The sequence below is a fragment of the Polynucleobacter sp. AP-Latsch-80-C2 genome (genome assembly GCF_018882185.1).
GTDB lineage: Bacteria > Pseudomonadota > Gammaproteobacteria > Burkholderiales > Burkholderiaceae > Polynucleobacter.
In genome coordinates this window covers 1-16,588 of the sequence record NZ_JACVOY010000009.1, presented here as the reverse complement: position 1 = coordinate 16,588, position 16,588 = coordinate 1, and the positions used below count along the sequence as shown (strand labels likewise).

General features: G+C 45.6%; 19 protein-coding genes, 1 tRNA gene and 1 riboswitch. Of the genes, 11 read left to right on the top strand and 9 right to left on the bottom strand.

Annotated elements, in window-relative coordinates; translation table 11 throughout:
* Positions 1–21 precede the first annotated feature (21 nt).
* From ICN47_RS10005 to thiE, 6 genes are all read left to right on the top strand, one after another.
* Positions 22–855, top strand: a complete 834-nt coding sequence (locus ICN47_RS10005) for an NUDIX hydrolase family protein (RefSeq protein ID WP_216219800.1) — start codon at positions 22–24, stop codon at positions 853–855.
* Positions 856–903: 48 nt separating this feature from the next.
* A riboswitch (TPP riboswitch) is annotated at positions 904–1,011 on the top strand.
* Between the two features lie 33 nt (positions 1,012–1,044).
* Positions 1,045–2,988, top strand: coding sequence for a phosphomethylpyrimidine synthase ThiC (thiC, locus tag ICN47_RS10000; RefSeq protein ID WP_216862653.1), 1,944 nt, complete (start codon positions 1,045–1,047; stop codon positions 2,986–2,988).
* 2 nt (positions 2,989–2,990) lie between these two features.
* Positions 2,991–4,136, top strand: coding sequence for a glycine oxidase ThiO (gene thiO / locus ICN47_RS09995; protein WP_216219799.1), 1,146 nt, complete (start codon positions 2,991–2,993; stop codon positions 4,134–4,136).
* Positions 4,127–4,324, top strand: a complete 198-nt coding sequence (gene thiS, locus ICN47_RS09990; protein WP_216219798.1) for a sulfur carrier protein ThiS — start codon at positions 4,127–4,129, stop codon at positions 4,322–4,324. Before thiO ends, thiS begins: the two co-directional genes overlap by 10 nt.
* Positions 4,325–4,332: 8 nt before the next feature.
* A complete protein-coding gene (locus ICN47_RS09985; protein ID WP_216862660.1) occupies positions 4,333–5,151 on the top strand; it encodes a thiazole synthase in 819 nt (272 codons plus the stop codon).
* Positions 5,152–5,163: 12 nt separating this feature from the next.
* Positions 5,164–6,090 (top strand): thiamine phosphate synthase, encoded by a 927-nt coding sequence (gene thiE / locus ICN47_RS09980; RefSeq protein WP_216219797.1) that lies wholly within the window; start codon positions 5,164–5,166, stop codon positions 6,088–6,090.
* A gap of 8 nt (positions 6,091–6,098) precedes the next feature.
* Here the strand turns inward: thiE and thiD are convergent, their stop codons facing one another.
* Positions 6,099–6,983 (bottom strand): bifunctional hydroxymethylpyrimidine kinase/phosphomethylpyrimidine kinase, encoded by an 885-nt coding sequence (thiD, locus tag ICN47_RS09975; protein ID WP_216219796.1) that lies wholly within the window; start codon positions 6,981–6,983, stop codon positions 6,099–6,101.
* Positions 6,984–7,004: 21 nt separating this feature from the next.
* On the opposite strand from thiD, the gene ICN47_RS09970 reads away from it, so the two are divergent.
* The 4 genes from ICN47_RS09970 (at position 7,005) to ICN47_RS09955 (ending at position 10,438) form a co-directional block, all read left to right on the top strand.
* A tRNA-Asn gene (locus ICN47_RS09970) sits at positions 7,005–7,080 on the top strand.
* A gap of 65 nt (positions 7,081–7,145) precedes the next feature.
* Positions 7,146–7,712, top strand: a complete 567-nt coding sequence (locus ICN47_RS09965) for a hypothetical protein (RefSeq protein WP_216219795.1) — start codon at positions 7,146–7,148, stop codon at positions 7,710–7,712.
* On the top strand, positions 7,690–8,592 hold the full coding sequence (locus tag ICN47_RS09960) for a transporter (protein WP_216219794.1): 903 nt from the start codon (positions 7,690–7,692) through the stop codon (positions 8,590–8,592). The genes ICN47_RS09965 and ICN47_RS09960 overlap by 23 nt, the downstream gene beginning before the upstream one ends.
* A 94-nt stretch (positions 8,593–8,686) precedes the next feature.
* Positions 8,687–10,438 carry an IlvD/Edd family dehydratase gene (locus ICN47_RS09955; RefSeq protein ID WP_216219793.1) on the top strand — a complete coding sequence of 584 codons (1,752 nt, stop codon included), beginning with the start codon at positions 8,687–8,689 and terminating at the stop codon, positions 10,436–10,438.
* 7 nt (positions 10,439–10,445) lie between these two features.
* Here the strand turns inward: ICN47_RS09955 and ICN47_RS09950 are convergent, their stop codons facing one another.
* The 4 genes from ICN47_RS09950 to ICN47_RS09935 form a co-directional block, all read right to left on the bottom strand.
* Entirely contained in the window at positions 10,446–11,180 is a 735-nt protein-coding gene (locus ICN47_RS09950) for a 1-acyl-sn-glycerol-3-phosphate acyltransferase (RefSeq protein WP_216219792.1), read from the bottom strand.
* Positions 11,180–12,853 carry an AMP-binding protein gene (locus ICN47_RS09945; protein ID WP_216219791.1) on the bottom strand — a complete coding sequence of 558 codons (1,674 nt, stop codon included), beginning with the start codon at positions 12,851–12,853 and terminating at the stop codon, positions 11,180–11,182. The genes ICN47_RS09950 and ICN47_RS09945 overlap by 1 nt, the downstream gene beginning before the upstream one ends.
* A 127-nt stretch (positions 12,854–12,980) precedes the next feature.
* Positions 12,981–13,712: an outer membrane protein gene (locus tag ICN47_RS09940; protein ID WP_216219790.1), complete on the bottom strand. Its 732-nt coding sequence runs from the start codon at positions 13,710–13,712 to the stop codon at positions 12,981–12,983.
* Between the two features lie 141 nt (positions 13,713–13,853).
* The gene (locus ICN47_RS09935; RefSeq protein ID WP_216219789.1) at positions 13,854–14,420 is read right to left on the bottom strand and encodes a 5'-methylthioadenosine nucleosidase; all 567 of its coding nucleotides are present in this window, start codon (positions 14,418–14,420) and stop codon (positions 13,854–13,856) included.
* A gap of 21 nt (positions 14,421–14,441) precedes the next feature.
* Between ICN47_RS09935 and ICN47_RS09930 the strand changes: the two genes are divergently transcribed.
* On the top strand, positions 14,442–14,960 hold the full coding sequence (locus tag ICN47_RS09930; RefSeq protein WP_216219788.1) for an adenine phosphoribosyltransferase: 519 nt from the start codon (positions 14,442–14,444) through the stop codon (positions 14,958–14,960).
* Here ICN47_RS09930 and ICN47_RS09925 read toward each other — a convergent pair.
* The 4 genes from ICN47_RS09925 to ICN47_RS09910 are packed head-to-tail and all read right to left on the bottom strand — an operon-like array spanning position 14,957 to position 16,432.
* A complete protein-coding gene (locus tag ICN47_RS09925) occupies positions 14,957–15,235 on the bottom strand; it encodes a YqjK family protein (RefSeq protein WP_255538995.1) in 279 nt (92 codons plus the stop codon). The two genes, ICN47_RS09930 and ICN47_RS09925, sit on opposite strands and share 4 nt — an antisense overlap.
* Positions 15,235–15,603, bottom strand: a complete 369-nt coding sequence (locus tag ICN47_RS09920; protein ID WP_216219787.1) for a phage holin family protein — start codon at positions 15,601–15,603, stop codon at positions 15,235–15,237. The genes ICN47_RS09925 and ICN47_RS09920 overlap by 1 nt, the downstream gene beginning before the upstream one ends.
* A 7-nt stretch (positions 15,604–15,610) precedes the next feature.
* Positions 15,611–15,940, bottom strand: coding sequence for a YqjD family protein (locus ICN47_RS09915; protein WP_216219786.1), 330 nt, complete (start codon positions 15,938–15,940; stop codon positions 15,611–15,613).
* A 30-nt stretch (positions 15,941–15,970) separates the two neighbouring features.
* Positions 15,971–16,432, bottom strand: coding sequence for a Smr/MutS family protein (locus ICN47_RS09910; RefSeq protein WP_216219785.1), 462 nt, complete (start codon positions 16,430–16,432; stop codon positions 15,971–15,973).
* Positions 16,433–16,588: the final 156 nt, after the last annotated feature.

Here is a 16,588-nt window from a genome sequence, read left to right as displayed (position 1 = left end):
GTTTTCTCTTACACTTTCCTTATGAATACGCTCTCTACCAGCACCTTAGCTGCACTAGAGGAGATGTTGCAGAACACTGCGCGCTCCGCTCCCCCAGATTTTTTACCAATACAACTCATCGGCAGCAATGGTGTCAGTCAAACTATTGGACATCTTAATCCCGAATTTATTTCTTATCTCCAAGAATCCTTAGGGAAAGATCCAATCCGATTCATTTCCACTAGTCCGGATCAGATCCAAGTTACTCTTGGCAAACCGCGAGAATTATCAGAAAGCCTGTATCAATTGGCTCAAAGAATGCGCCTTGGGGGATTTATCCCTGGGTGGCGCAATGAAGACTTTGCTTGGCTCGATCAAAACGGTCACAAATACTTTCGCTTGGAGCGTGCGGCTTTTCGGACTTTTGGCTTTCGGAGTATGGCCACCCACATCAACGGCTTTACTAAAGCCAATACGCTCTGGCTTGGTAGACGCAGTGAAACTAAATCCACTGATCCTGGCAGACTCGACAACATTGCCGCCGGAGGCATTACCGCAGATGAAACCCCCTGGGTTAGCGCTCGACGTGAACTCTGGGAGGAGGCTGGAGTTCCGCCACAGATTGCAGATGAGATTGAACCTGTTGGCAGAATTCATATGCGCCGTACTATACCAGGCCGGGGTTTTCATGATGAATTGCTCTTTGTCTATGATTTAGAGTTGCCAGACCAATTTGTTCCTACCAATCATGATGGGGAAGTCAGCGGTTTTATCGAAATTTCTTTGGCAGAGGCTGCTGCCCGAATTTTGGCCGACGAATTTACGAGTGATGCCGCTTTTGTTACTGCTGACTTTATATTGCGACGCACCAAATAAGTCTGTTTATTGGCACGTGATCTAGCAATTCATGGTTAAATACTCTTAAGGATGAAACAGGGGTGCCCTCCTAGCAGATTGAGCTAAGAGGCGCTGAGAAAGACCCTAAAACCCGATCCAGGTAATGCTGGCGTGGGGAGTTACATCAGACCGACACACCCGGTTTCGTCCATCTAAAACAGTCAGGAGATGGACATGAGTAACAAGCAAAACGCCAAACATGAAATTCCAAGCATCAAAAGCTTAGAACGCGACTTCGGTCAAAAATTTGCCTATCCGGCATCAACAAAAACCTATCTCGAAGGTTCACGTCCAGATATCAAAGCTCCTATTCGCATGATTGAGCAATTACCTACGCGTGTTGGTGAAGAGCTAATTGCCAATCCTCCAGTACCTGTCTATGACACTTCAGGCCCTTACAGCGACCCCGATATCCTCATCAATCTTGAAAAAGGTTTACCAAGATTACGTGAAGCATGGATCTCTGAACGCAATGACACAGAACAACTAGCAGGCCCCAGCTCTGAATATGGTGTTGCGAGATCACAGGATGAGGCAACACAAAGCCTTCGCTTTGCACACATTAGCCCTCCCCGTGTTGCCCAGGCCGGCAAGAATGTCAGTCAAATGTATTACGCACGTCAAGGCATCATCACTCCAGAAATGGAATACGTTGCTCTGCGCGAATCCATGGGTCTTGAGCAGCTACGTAAGAATCCTGAATACAAGCAACTACTCAAGCAACATCCCGGCAAGAGTTATGGTGCCAATCTGCCCGATATTGTGACTGGTGAGTTTGTCCGCTCTGAAATTGCTGCTGGCCGTGCAATTATTCCAGCCAATATTAATCATCCAGAGCTTGAACCAATGATTATTGGCCGCAATTTCCGTGTAAAGATTAATGGCAACTTAGGTAATTCTGCGGTGACCTCCTCGATTAATGAGGAAGTAGAAAAAATGGTTTGGTCCATTCGTTGGGGTGCTGACACCATCATGGATTTATCTACTGGTAAACACATTCATGAAACCCGTGAGTGGATTATTCGCAACTCACCGGTGCCAATTGGTACCGTTCCAATTTATCAAGCATTAGACAAGACTGGCGGTATTGCAGAAGACCTCACCTGGGAAATGTTCCGTGACACTCTGGTAGAACAAGCCGAGCAAGGCGTTGACTACTTCACCATTCACGCGGGTGTATTGCTACGCTATGTTCCGTTAACAGCGGATCGTATTACCGGAATTGTCTCGCGTGGAGGATCGATTATGGCCAAGTGGTGTTTAGCGCATCACAAAGAAAACTTCTTGTACACGAAGTTTGATGAAATCTGCGAAATCATGAAAGCGTATGACGTCTCCTTTAGCTTAGGTGATGGCTTGCGTCCAGGCTGTATTGCTGACTCCAATGATGCAGCGCAGTTTGGCGAACTTCATACCTTAGGTGAGCTCACAGCGAAAGCTTGGAAGTATGATGTTCAAGTGATGATTGAAGGTCCTGGTCACGTACCAATGCAGCGCATTGAAGAAAATATGACTGAAGAACTCAAACATTGTCTTGAAGCACCCTTCTACACACTCGGACCATTGATTACGGATATTGCTCCTGGATATGACCACATTACCAGCGGCATTGGTGCAGCCCAAATTGGTTGGTACGGTACCGCCATGCTTTGCTATGTCACACCTAAAGAGCATCTGGGCTTGCCTGACAAAGAAGATGTCCGCGAAGGAATCATTACTTACAAGATTGCTGCCCATGGCGCAGACTTAGCAAAAGGTTTACCAGGCGCTCAAGTACGTGACAACGCATTATCAAAAGCCCGCTTTGAGTTCCGCTGGGAAGATCAATTTAATCTTGGCTTAGATCCTGAGCGTGCTCGTGAATACCATGATGCAACTTTACCAGCTGAAGGCGCGAAGATCGCTCACTTTTGTTCCATGTGCGGTCCTAAGTTCTGCTCTATGAAAATCACACAAGAAGTACGTGACTATGCAGCGACTCTGGATGCTGATGGCAATCCAAAAGTTCCAGGGAAAGTGATTCCAATTGCCGAGGTGACGCAAGATGCCGATAAAGGTATGGAGGAAATGTCTGCAGAGTTCCGTAAGCGCGGTTCTGAAATTTATCAATAAGCATGACTAAAAACGCATTCTCGCAAGGGAAGTTTGCCATTGTTGGTGCCGGCCTGATGGGTCGGCTGCTAGCGATCGCACTTGCCAGGCGAGGTGCCCAGGTAGATCTATTTGATAAAGGTGGCCCTGATGCTCAGCATGCCGCCGCCAGAATTGCCGCTGCAATGCTGGCCCCTTTGGCGGAATCTGCTATTACCGAAGATGCCGTAGTGAGGATGGGCATTTATAGTTTGCCGCGCTGGAAATCGCTTATTGAAGAGCTCAGCAGTCCCGTTTATTTTCAGCAAGATGGCACATTGATTTTGTGGCATCGGCAAGATTCCAGTGATGCAGAACGCTTTGCCGCTCATTTAGAGAAAAACTGCTTAAACAATCCCGCTCTGCATGCACCACAGTCTCTAGACAATCAAGCGCTCCGCAATCTTGAACCAGGAGTAGCCGATCGATTTACTCAAGGCCTTTATTTACCCAATGAAGGTCAGCTCGATAATCGTCAACTACTTGATGCGCTAGCTATTGAGCTGGCCAAGGGATCCGTTCACTGCCATTGGAATATAGAAACGGATCCTGAGCAATTACGAGGTTTAGGAAGCTACGATCAAGTGGTTGACTGCCGAGGCGTTGGTGCTCAATCGACCTGGAATAAATCTCATACTGCTCTACGCGGGGTTCGTGGTGAAGTCATTCGCCTTTATGCGCCTGAAGTAAAACTGCGTAGGCCAACCCGTTTAATTCATCCACGTTATCCAATTTATATTGCACCAAAAGAAAACGATATCTATGTTGTGGGCGCCACTGAAATTGAGTCAGATGACTTATCTGAAATGAGTGTTCGATCCGCAATGGAATTACTCAGTGCCGTCTATACAGTTCATAGCGGTTTTGCTGAAGCGCGCATCCTGGAAATGGCAACCCAATGTCGACCTACCTTACAAGATAATTTACCAGCCATTCGCATCCAAAAAGATAAAGGTCTGTCCGACTTGATCATGATCAATGGTTTATATCGTCATGGTTTTATGATTGCGCCAGCAGTCTTAGATTGTGCATTAGAGATCATCGAGCATGGTAATAGTAGAACGGCACTCGATTTAGGTCTTAGCGTCGCTAAAGAAAAAATGGCAGCAGGAGCAGAAGCATGCGTGTGATCGTGAACCAGCTGGAGTATGAGTTACCTGTGCAAAGCGTCGTTACTGATGCACTTGCGCTGATTAACGCTAAACCACCTTATGCTGTGGCAGTAAATCTGCAGTTTGTTCCAAAACATCAGCATTCGGCATTCTCATTAAATGAAAACGATCAAATTGAAGTAATTGCACCTGTCACTGGCGGGTGATGAAGCATATGACAGCCCCCATTCCCCAATCCCTCCACAGCGCAGATCCATTAGTACTCTATGGCGAGCGTTTTGCAAGTCGTCTCTTATTAGGCACTTCTCGCTACCCCTCACCTCAGGTTTTAGAAAACGCTGTCACTGTTGCTAAGCCAGCAATGATTACGGTTAGCCTGCGACGTCAAGGAAGCTCAACCACAGAAGCACATAGTGGATTCTGGGATTTGCTAAAGAAAATGTCTGTCCCAGTATTGCCGAACACGGCTGGTTGTCACAGCCCCAAAGAGGCGATTACTACAGCGCAAATGGCCCGCGAGGTATTTGAGACTGACTGGATTAAGCTAGAACTCATTGGTGATGACTACACCTTGCAACCCGATACATTGCGCTTAGTGGATGCTGCGCAAACCTTAATTAAAGATGGTTTCAAAGTACTTCCCTATTGCACTGAAGATTTAATTTTGTGTCAGCGCTTAGTCGACGTTGGTTGCCAAGCAGTGATGCCTTGGGCAGCACCCATTGGCACTGGTCAGGGTCCGCTAAATCCTTATGCTATGAAACTCTTACGTGACCGTCTCAAAGTACCGCTATTAGTGGATGCTGGCCTAGGTCTACCATCCCATGCTTGTAGCGTCATGGAATGGGGCTTTGATGGCGTGCTTCTCAATACTGCTGTTGCGCTTGCGGATGATCCAATAGCCATGGCCAAAGCATTTGCAATGGCAGTTGATGCAGGCCGCTTTGCATACTTATCTGGCGCAATGAAACCCCAAGCCTCTGCCCAAGCTAGTACCCCGTTGGTTGGCACCCCCTTTTGGCATCAAAGTTAATTAGAAAATTCTATGAGCCTTGTTCGCGACCTTGCCGATCAAATTGTTGCCGCACATCGCGCTGAGGATCTATGCCTACCGATTCCGCAATATAGTCTGAGCTCACCACCACCAAAAATTGATAATGAAGCAGCCTCTGATCATTACGAATTAGCTGGTGCTTTAGCTGCTATCGAGATGGGCTTTATTGAAAAAGATGCCAAAATTTTAGGTAAGGCTTGGTCGCGCATGGCGATTCAAGATGGCGGGTTTAATCCCTTTAAATGGCCAAGTCGTCCTGAGCACTTTGATCTTCTGCCATGGACGCGCAATATGAATCCCAAGGCATTTGCAGAGTGTCCAAAACGCTTGGGGCTGTATGGCGTCATGCCTGATGCTGATTGGGTAAAACGCATGGTTGAAGCTGAGGTTCCAACAGTGCAACTACGCTTTAAATCCGATGACAAAAACAAAATTAAGAAACAAATTCGAGAATCCGTAAAAGCTGCTCAAGATAGTAAAACCTTATTGTTCATTAATGACTACTGGCAAGAGGCCATTGAGGCTGAAGCGTATGGCGTGCATCTTGGACAAGAAGATTTAGAAACGGCTAACCTAGACGCTATCAGAGACGCAGGTTTACGCTTGGGATTGAGTACGCATGGCTATGCTGAGATGGCCTATGCCGACCGATACTGCCCAAGCTATATTGCAATGGGTGCAGTCTTCGCAACTAACCTCAAAAAGATGGCTACAGCCCCCCAAGGCCTCGGCAGGCTTTACAAATACGCCAAGTTATTGAGTCACTATCCTCTGGTGGCTATTGGCGGAATTGATCAAGATAGCATTCATGCGGTTGCCAAAAGTGGCGTGGGTTCAGTAGCAGTCGTGAGAGCAATCACTCAAGCAAAAGAACCCAAAGTAGCCGTCAAGCAATTGCAAGACTTGATGCGCGCTTAAGCGGTCATTCAATACTTATCTTTTTCTTCAAGCAAGGCGGTAGGATAAAAGTCATGCATATGCCACAGCGGTCCTGGACCTTCGCCGATGCTTAAAAAACGCCCCGCTTCTAAACCTGCCTCAACATAAGCAATCGCCTTTGCAACAGCATGAGTCAAATCATGGCCATCAGCCAAATAAGTAGCAATGGCCGAAGCCAGCGTACATCCTGTGCCATGCGTATTGGCGGTATTGACGCGATAGTGCTTGAATGTTTTTGATTGAACTACCTCAAGACCATCTTCCAGAGAGCGCCACATTAAGAAGTCTGTTATTTGAGTATGAGTCGCATCTAAGTGACCCCCTTTAATCAACACGGCTTGTGGACCCAAATCGAGCAATTCTTGCGCGGCCAATTTAAAGTCATCCGGCCCCTTGAGTTCACGACCTAAAAGCAAGGCTGCCTCATCAAGATTAGGCGTCACTAAAGAAGCGATTGGAAACAACTCGGTAAGGATGGCTTGGGCAGTGTCATCACCCCCTAAGCTTGCGCCCGAAGTTGCCCGTAACACAGGGTCAAGAACAATGCGCTTGATGCCATGACGCCGCAAAGCTTTTGCCACCACTGCCACTATTTCAGGGCTTGCTAACATCCCAATTTTGACAATATCAGCGCCAATATCAAGCAAGACTGCATCAATTTGCGCCTCAATCACATCGAGATCAATGTCTTGGATCCGCGTGACTCCCAAGGTATTTTGGGCGGTAATGGCAGTAATGACCGACATACCGTAGCCCCCTAAGGCGGCTATTGTCTTGAGATCGGCCTGAATCCCAGCACCACCACCGCTGTCCGACCCAGCAATCGTCAGTACTTTGGGGATCTGCACAGAAGTAGGGAGAGATGATTTCATCTTGCTATAATATCGGCTTATTCCTCGATAGCTCAGTTGGTAGAGCGCCGGACTGTTAATCCGTAGGTCCCTGGTTCGAGCCCAGGTCGAGGAGCCAAATCTGAAAAGGTCGCTATTTAAGCGGCCTTTTTCTTTTGGAATTCAAGCACATACAATATCGATATGAATACCCCATCCACGAGCCCATCCACGAGCCCTTCCGCTCACCAAGTCATAAAAAAGAAAATAGAGGATGAGGCTAAAAAGGCCTTCGCTTTATCAATTTACTTTGGCTCTTGGTTCTGCGCACTCAGTTTTCTAGCGGCAACTATTTTGGATGAGCGCCCTATCCCGCTATCCATCTTTGGCTTTGCCATAGTTAAAGGGGCGCTATCTGCAAAGTTCTTGCTGATTAGCGAGGCTGTTTTTCCAATGAAGGTAAGCAAATCTAAAGGTTTAATTAGATCGCTCTTATTGCAATCCTTCATTTATGTTGGCATTGTGCTTTGTCTAAACTATGTTGAGGCTGGTGTTGATGGTTTGATCCATGGAAAAAGCTTTTGGGACTCACTCATGGGATTCGGTCAGGCAAACCCATTGCGTGTCATTGCAATGTGTATTGTGTATTGGCTAATTGTTTGGCCTTATTTAGTATTGATTGGTCTCAGAATTTCTTTAGGGAGTACGGCAACGATTGCTATTCTCTTTGGTGATAGAGCGAAGTCTAATGAGCCTGCTACTAAAACATAAAAAAATACGTTTCTACGTACAGCGTTTTTTTCTATGCGCTTTACTTCTGGCTGGATTTAATACTCAAGCTCAAGAAATTGAAGCGCGCGCCTATTCCAATGCACCTATTGGTATTAACTTTGCTAGTGCAGGTATAGCCCAAGCTAAGAGCGGTTCCTATACCCTCACTACCGAGGCGGCGAGTCTAACGCGGATCGTTGATGCCTGGGGCCAGTCTGGAAAAATTACCCTGCTTTTGCCATATGCAGAATTAAGTGGCACGGGCAAACAAGGTGGTCAAACCGTCAATGCATCTGCTGAGGGTTTATCGGATCCCCTGATTAAAGCCTCTATAAATTTGTATGGTGCACCTGCACTTACCTTGGATCAATTTAAAAACTATCAGCAAGATCTTATTATTGGCGCAAGCTTAGCAGCCTCTATTCCCTGGGGAAACTATAACAATCAACAACTTATTAATGTAGGAGCCAATCGCTGGTTTGTGCAACCTGCCATTGGAGCATCCAAAGCGATAGGTCCTTGGCGCTTAGAACTGGCTGGCGCTGCCACCATCTACACTAGTAATACAAGTTTTCAGGGAAGCAATACGCTGTCACAAAATCCCATCTATTCATCTGAATCCCATGTCATTTATTACTTCCCATCAACCGCCTATATCTCAGCCGATGTGACTTACTTCTTTGGCGGACAAACCTATGTAAATGGTAATCCTGTAAGCGGTACACAAGAAAATTGGCGCTTTGGAAGCACCTTTTCCTATCCAGTTGATACACACAATTCAATTCGCCTCACTGGCAGTGCCGGAGTCTATTCACGCTCCAGTACTAGCTATCAAGCCCTGGGCGTCTCATGGCAATACCGCTGGGGCGGCGGATTGTAAGCATTTTAGATTTTGAATAGCTACAATCTCCATAAAGACCAATAACTATCGATAAGTTATTGAACATAAATACAGTAGAGACAAAAAGACAATCATGAGCACGAAGCCTAAAAATCCATCTGATCAAAAACCTGATAGCGGTTTGCGCAAAGGTCTCACCAGTTATGGCGATAAGGGCTTCTCCTTATTTCTGCGCAAAGCCTTTATCAAAGGGGCTGGATATACCAATAGCGCACTCGATCGCCCAGTCATTGGCATTATTAATACTGGTAGCGCATTTAACCCTTGTCATGGCAATATGCCACAACTCATAGAGGCTGTAAAACGTGGCGTCATGCTTGCTGGTGGACTTCCAATGGAATTTCCTACCATCTCCATTCATGAAAGTTTTGCAGCACCTACTAGCATGTATCTTCGCAATCTCATGTCGATGGATACAGAAGAAATGCTGCGCGCTCAACCAATGGATGCAGTAGTGATGATTGGTGGATGCGATAAAACAGTTCCCGCACAGATGATGGGCGCCGCCTCTGCAGGTCTTCCAGCCATTCAGCTAATCACTGGCTCCATGTTGACAGGGTCACATCGTAGTGAACGAGTGGGTGCTTGTACTGACTGTCGTCGCTACTGGGGAAAATTCCGTGCTGGTGAAATTGATGAAGTTGAAAAGGATGAGGTTAATGATCAGTTGGTTGCTAGCGTAGGTACCTGTTCTGTAATGGGAACGGCTAGTACGATGGCCTGCATCTCCGAAGCGCTAGGCATGACGGTACCTGGTGGTGCCACACCCCCAGCTGTCACGGCTGACCGCATCCGTATTGCAGAGGAAACGGGTACATGCGCTGTGCAAATGGCTAAAGATGGTTTGACCATAGATAAAGTGCTGACTGCTGATGCATTTGAAAATGCCATGCGTGTTTTATTGGCGATTGGTGGCTCAACCAACGGCATTGTTCATCTTGCAGCCATTGCCGGGCGCATGGGTCTTGAGATCGATTTAGATGCGCTCGATAGAATGGGAAACGAAACCCCTGTTCTCGTTGATCTAAAGCCCTCTGGTGATCACTACATGGAAAACTTTCATGATGCTGGAGGCATGACTACCCTGCTTCGTGAATTAAAGCCACTCATGAAATTAAATACCATGACCGTAACTGGTAAAACCTTGGGCGAAGAAATTGACGCTGCACCCCCTAGCTTTAAACAAGAGGTAGTCCGTAAATTTGACAACCCAATTTATCCCCGCGGCAGCATTGCAGTACTGTATGGCAATCTGGCTCCTGGTGGCGCCATCATCAAACAATCGGCTGCCAACGAACAATTGATGGAGCACACTGGACGTGCCGTCGTTTTTGAAAATGCAGAAGATCTGGTTACGCGAATCGATAGCCCGGATTTAGATGTCACAGCCGATGATATTTTGGTGCTCAAAAATATTGGGCCCAAAGGAGCTCCAGGCATGCCTGAGGCCGGCTACATCCCAATCCCGATGAAGCTTGCTCGTGCCGGCGTAAAAGATATTGTGCGCATCTCTGATGGGCGAATGAGCGGAACCGCATTTGGAACGATTGTGTTGCACGTCACCCCAGAATCAGCCATTGGCGGACCCTTAGCGCATGTGCGTAGCGGCGACCAAATTCGTCTGAGTGTTCAAAATCGTGAAATTAGTCTTCTCATATCCGATGAAGAATTGGCTAAACGCGCTCAAGAAAATCCCATTACCTCTCCTACTGCTGAACGTGGCTATCAAAAGCTATTTTTAGATACCGTAATGCAGGCTGATAAAGGAGTGGACTTTGATTTCTTGAGAGCGGCCAAAATGGTTGGCAAAACCCCAAAGAATTAATAGAAAACTAGTATGCGGCTGGATCGATGCGATGCATTTCGCCTTCGATCCATGCCTCTACTTCTATTTGAATTTTTTCTTCAGTCTTATCTTTAACTGAGATAGCCGGGCCAATCGTTACCGTGATTAGTCCCGGATACTTTCTAAAGCTATTGCGCGGCCAAACATTTCCAGCGTTTTGCGCTACGGGAATAATGTCGGTATTAGTCGCAATGGCTAAACGAAACCCACCCTTGCGATAGGGTCGATAAGAGCCTACTGGCGTTCTCGTTCCCTCTGGAAAAATAGCGATCCACTGGCCTTGAGTCAAGCGCTCTCTTCCTTGCACTGCGACAGCTGCACGGGCCGCTTCCCGATCTCCTCGATTGATGGTGATCATTTTTAATGAGGCTAAAGCCCACCCAAAAAATGGTAGCCATAGTAGCTCTCGCTTTGAAACAAAGCATAGAGTCTTGGGAAATAGATAGGGGTAAACAATCGTTTCCCAGGCTGATTGATGCTTACTCAGCAAAATCATAGGCTTAGAACCGCACGCGTGAATATGCTCCATTCCTAAAACGTGACACTGAATGTTGCATATCTTATCTAGCATCCATAAGTTCAGACCACTCCAATAGCGAACGAGCGCATAGCGTTGCTGGACACTAGTGACTGGCGTGATAATGACACACAGAACTGCTGCAATGATCGTTATTGAGATTAAGTAAAGATAAAACAAGAAGGAACGAATCAGCACTGACATTAATCTCTTAACTCGCGGCGCAGGATTTTTCCAACATTGGTCTTTGGTAGTTCGGTACGAAAAATAATTTTCTTTGGACGCTTATAGTTTGTCATCTGCTGCTTGCAATAAGCCAGTACCTGCTCTTCAGTTAAGTGCTCATGCTCTTTAACAATGAAAGCTTTGACTGCTTCTCCAGTGTCGTCGTCTGGAGTGCCGATAACAGCGCATTCTAAGATTCCTGGCATCAAAGATAAAACTTCCTCGACCTCATTTGGAAAAACTTTAAAGCCAGACACAATGATCATATCCTTCTTGCGATCAATAATCTTGACATAACCGTCGACATCCATCGTGCCAATGTCTCCCGAACGAAAGTAACCATCAGCAGTAAAGACATTGCGTGTTTCATCTGGCATGTTCCAGTATCGGGTCATCACTTGAGGTCCCCGAATACAAATTTCACCAGCCTGCCCTAAAGGCACTTCAGTATCGTTTTCACCCAAAATTACAACTTCAGTGCCTGGCACTGGCAAGCCGACATGGCCAGTAAAACTATCAATCAGTGGCGTATTGACGCAAGCTACAGGGGAAGTCTCAGAAAGACCATAACCTTCAGCGATAGGAATACCGGTAAGTTTTTGCCATTCATCTGCAACGACTTTTTGCATCGCCATACCACCACCAATGGTGACTAACAAATTAGGGAGTTTTATTTTGGAGAATTCTGGGCGATGTATCAGTGCATTGAATAGCGTATTTACACCAGGGAAAATATGAATATTAGGATGTGATTTGAGAAGCTTAATAAAGCCTGGAATATCGCGTGGATTAGGAACCATGATTAACATACCACCCTTGCGAGCACCAAAAACTGCACAGGCCGTCAGTGCAAAGATGTGATACAGCGGCAAGGCACATAAAAAAATGAGTTGCTCAATATGCTTACCCTTCAAACCAGGCTCAAGCCACACCTCGATTTGCTTTGCATTGGCTAAGATATTTCGATGCAATAAAACCGCACCTTTAGAAATACCGGTAGTGCCACCGGTGTACTGCAAAAAGGCAGGGTCATCCGCGCAAATCGTGGGCTTCTGAAAAGTATTCTTAGCCCCTAGTTGAATGGCATCTTTGAATTGAATGCTCTGAGGAAGACTCCACTGAGGTACGGCTTTCTTGATATGCCGAACTACAAAGTCAACTATTGCACCTTTAGCTCCAATAAATTCCCCAAGACTAGTAACAATGGTTTTGTGCATAGGCGCTTGCTTACTAATATTTTGGTAAACGTGGGCAAAGTTTTCCAAAATAATTAGTACAGAAGCGCCACTATCCTTGAGCTGATACTCCAATTCTCTCGCAGTGTATAGCGGGTTGACATTCACCACCACAAAACCTGCACGCAAGACCCCCATCATTGCTATCTGAAATTGAATGACATTAGGCAGCATGATGGCAACACGCGAACCACGCTCAAGGCCTAAGGACTGCAGATATGATGCAAAATTTTTGGACTGATCATCTAGGTCACGGTAAGTCATAAACTTTCCGAGATATTCACAAGCCTTGCGATTTGGAAAGCTTGCAAATGACTCTTCAAACATCTCCACTAAGGAGGTGTTTGAAGATTCCTCAACAGTGTGAGGAACGCCCTCTGGATAGCTTTTTAGCCATGGCTTACTAGGATTAGTCATTGTCCAAGTCTTGTCTCATGTATTTTTTATATTACCGCCAAGTATAGAGCTGGCCAGTTCCATGTTAAATACAGATAAAAATGAAAAAGCCCTCAATTTGAGGGCTTTTTGTAATCCTAACGCAGCATTAGAAGCGATAACCGATGCCGACCAAAAGATCCATTCCAGTCCCTTTAATAGAATTACTAACAGAAGTACCTTTAGTTGTCGTCGCAGAAGCAGTTTGGCTTCCATAAGACGCATAATTTGCCTCACCAAAAGCGTACCACTGGGCATTGATCATCTGTTTGTAGCCTAGACCCAGATTAATGCCTGATAAATTAGTGGTGTTGTAAGTCAAAATTGGTGAAGATAAACCAATTGTAGAGCCGGTATAGCCAATCTTCAAATAGGCTAAGCGATCTTTATCAATCACATAACCTGGGCTCAAGAAAATATTGTAGAGGTTCTTGATGTTATAAGTTGCATTGGTACTACCAACAACGTTGCCGTTATACAAAGTATTCAAAGTCCCGGTTGCTGAAGAGCTGGCGCCAGGATAGTAAGTAGCACCAATGCCCAAAACATAATTTTCATTGATACCAAAGTTGTATCCAGCAGCAATAGTAACTAAACCAGTATTAATGTTATTAACGTTAGTAGCCGATGTTGTCCCCGATATTGTTGCCGGATAAGGGGCTGATCTACCAGTTGGAATTGTGGCTGTGCCATTACTAATAGAGGGTGCAAAGTTTCCATAACCAACGCCTACTTGTCCGTATGCGCCTTCCCAAGCATTCGCTTTTGACTGGGCAAGCGCACCTGTCGCAGCAAAACCAGTAATCGTGGTTACCAGTAAGCTAATCTTGATTTTTTTCATGTCTCTTCCGTTTTTATTAGATATTTATTAATACAACAAGCTAAATCCTAATGAATTTTTGGGACTTTTTGAGCTCGGGTTTTCCCCAAAAGATGAATTAGCCCAATAGCTAATTCGGCATTACTTGTCCATATAGCTTGGTTAAAATTGCTCCAAGACCTTATTGAGCATGGCCAAATAGAGCTCTTGGCCGTGGTTTACTTTGCCCTGCCAATCAGACCCAGAGTTTTCGTTGGCATCATCGGTGATGTATTTAAACGACTTCCATGGAATGCCATGGTGATGTGCCACTGCAGCAATAGCAAATAGCTCCATATCAACAAGATCCACTTTTTGTTGATGAAGCCATTCATCATGCGAATTAACAAAGCTATCGCCCGTTCCGCAGATATAGAACCCGCTACTGGAGTGATATTTCGTTGGTGTATGACTAAAGGGAGTCTTGCCACGCGGAGCCAAAGGTTCGGCATTCATATCCCTTTGTATCACTGCGCCAATTTCTAGTAAGCCCTGAATTTGGGGATTAATTTTTCCAGCCGTACCAAAATTAATAATATGCTTTGGCTTTAATCGATGAATGGCCTGATAGCTTGCAATTGAGGCATTGATCTTCCCAACCCCTGTATAGACTATCTCGACACCCGCAGGCAAAACATCACGATTGAGCTCAGCCTCTAAGGCGGTGATAATCAGAAGATCGTTTTTCATAATAGAGATTAAAACAGCAAAATGAATTTATTAGATTATCTCCCTGGAGTTCCCGACTTTCCTAAACCCGGAATCCTGTTTCGAGATATATCGCCATTGCTTGTGAATCCCCAAGCATTTAAGGAGGCTATCAATCAACTCAATCTATTGGCCCAAGAGTTTGATTACACCCATATTCTGGGTATTGAGTCCCGAGGCTTTATCTTTGGGTCTGCATTAGCCCACCATGCTCATAAAGGCCTTGCGTTAGCCCGTAAACCCAATAAACTCCCCTTAGCCACACATCGTGAATCTTATGGGCTCGAATATGGTGCGGATTCTTTAGAAATCCAACAATCCACTTTACCTGCAGGAGCCAAGGTTCTTTTGCTAGACGATGTTCTTGCTACGGGTGGGACATTAATAGCGGCTGACAAGTTAATTCGCAGCGCAGGCTTTGAAGTCGCCGGGGCGCTCACTCTATTGGAGATTGAGCTGCTCAATGGCAGTAAGCTCCTGAATCAACATCACATCATCAATAAATCTGTTCTGAAAAGTTAGATGAGATGCCTTGCGCTTTTGACTAACTTCATAGCGCCCATTCCGAAAGCCAGCACCCTACTTGCTAGCTTTGGTTTGTAATGAGCGAGTCCAGCAAAAGCTCCCGTCAGAAGAACGGGATTACTTTTGAAGAAATTAAAAATATCGACGCCTTTATCAGCCCAAGATAGAGACTTTTCCAAGGGTTCAAAGTGCAAGGAAAATTCTTTACGCTCTCGATTAGCCTGAGTTTGCAAATCATGACGACGCTGTTCTAATTGAGCTAAGTTTTGCATCAGCGAGACAGCTCCTCGCGATCCTTTGCGAACTCTGCAATGGATGCTTCAAAAAGCTTAGGCATCGTAATGAGCGATTGCCTCACAAGCAATACCAGTATGAGTCCTATCGTCAAATAGCTGGCGGTCAAAAGACTGAGCGCCAACATCCTATTGGAGTCCCAGTAGTAAATCACAATGAGTAGAGACAGCATCACTAATCCAACGAATAAAAAGAAAAGTGCACACACAATCATTACCATTAGTCGGATAGATTTAGCACGAGCAATTTGCACATCGACCGAAAGCAGCTCTATGCGTGTTTGCGCAATCGATGCTCCTGTTGCAGCAAGATTCTTAATGGATGAGAGTAAATTTTCTTGTGACATGGGATGCTCAGTGACGACGCATTAATAGACCAATCAGCAATCCCAATCCAGCGGCAACTCCAACTGCCTCCCACGGATTGCGATGAACAAAGTCATCCGCACCTTCAGCCACCACCTTTGCCTTATCAGCTAGAGTGCCTTCTAAATTTGAGAGATTCTCTTTGGCATTACTGAGGGTATCTATCGCCTTAGAGCGAATGGATGCAATTGCCCCATCCTCATGACTCGCTGTGGCTTTAATGAGTGCCTCAGCATCCGCCATAAGCGCCTTGAAGTCTCCGAGCAGTTGCTCTGGATTAATTTCTTCTGAATTTGTGGGACTGGATTTATTAGTCATATTCTGCCTTTTCAAGGATATACGTCCATTCTAAGCACTTCTGGCATATGCACCTAATAATAGGATGCTTATTCCTGGATTACCTATTTTGAACTGTTGAAGATGGGCTTTTAAACCGGGTCGTCGCTTAATTAATGATTGATAGGCTGCACTTCCAGCGGGAACTTGTTCACCAAAATAATATTCATCAACGCGGTCTGAGAAACGATTGCTTTCGAGGGCTTGATGCACAGCCCTCTTGATCTGTCCGCCCTCACCACCTGATCCATATCCATGAATAAGAACAATGGCTTTGATTCCTAAATCCATAGAGCGGCGTAGGTGCTCGGTAAGATTATCTAAAGCCTCCTCCACCAGAGGCTGACCATGCTTAAGATTAATCTCAATCGTGTCCACCGATAATGTAGGCGAATCAGTAGATCCACAATGTGGGCACTCATCAAAAACTGGACGTACGTTACCGCACTCAGGACATTGAGCTATCTCAGCCATCAGGACATTAGCGGAAAGTTATTTTTAATCCTCAAGAACAATACTTCCCCTCTAGACTTCTCACATCACTGATTCTGTCATCCACCATCTGATTGAGAGTCTTATTCGCTAAGTCTCGGTTTTCAGAGGTTTTAAGGCTTTGGTTAATCAGGCTAG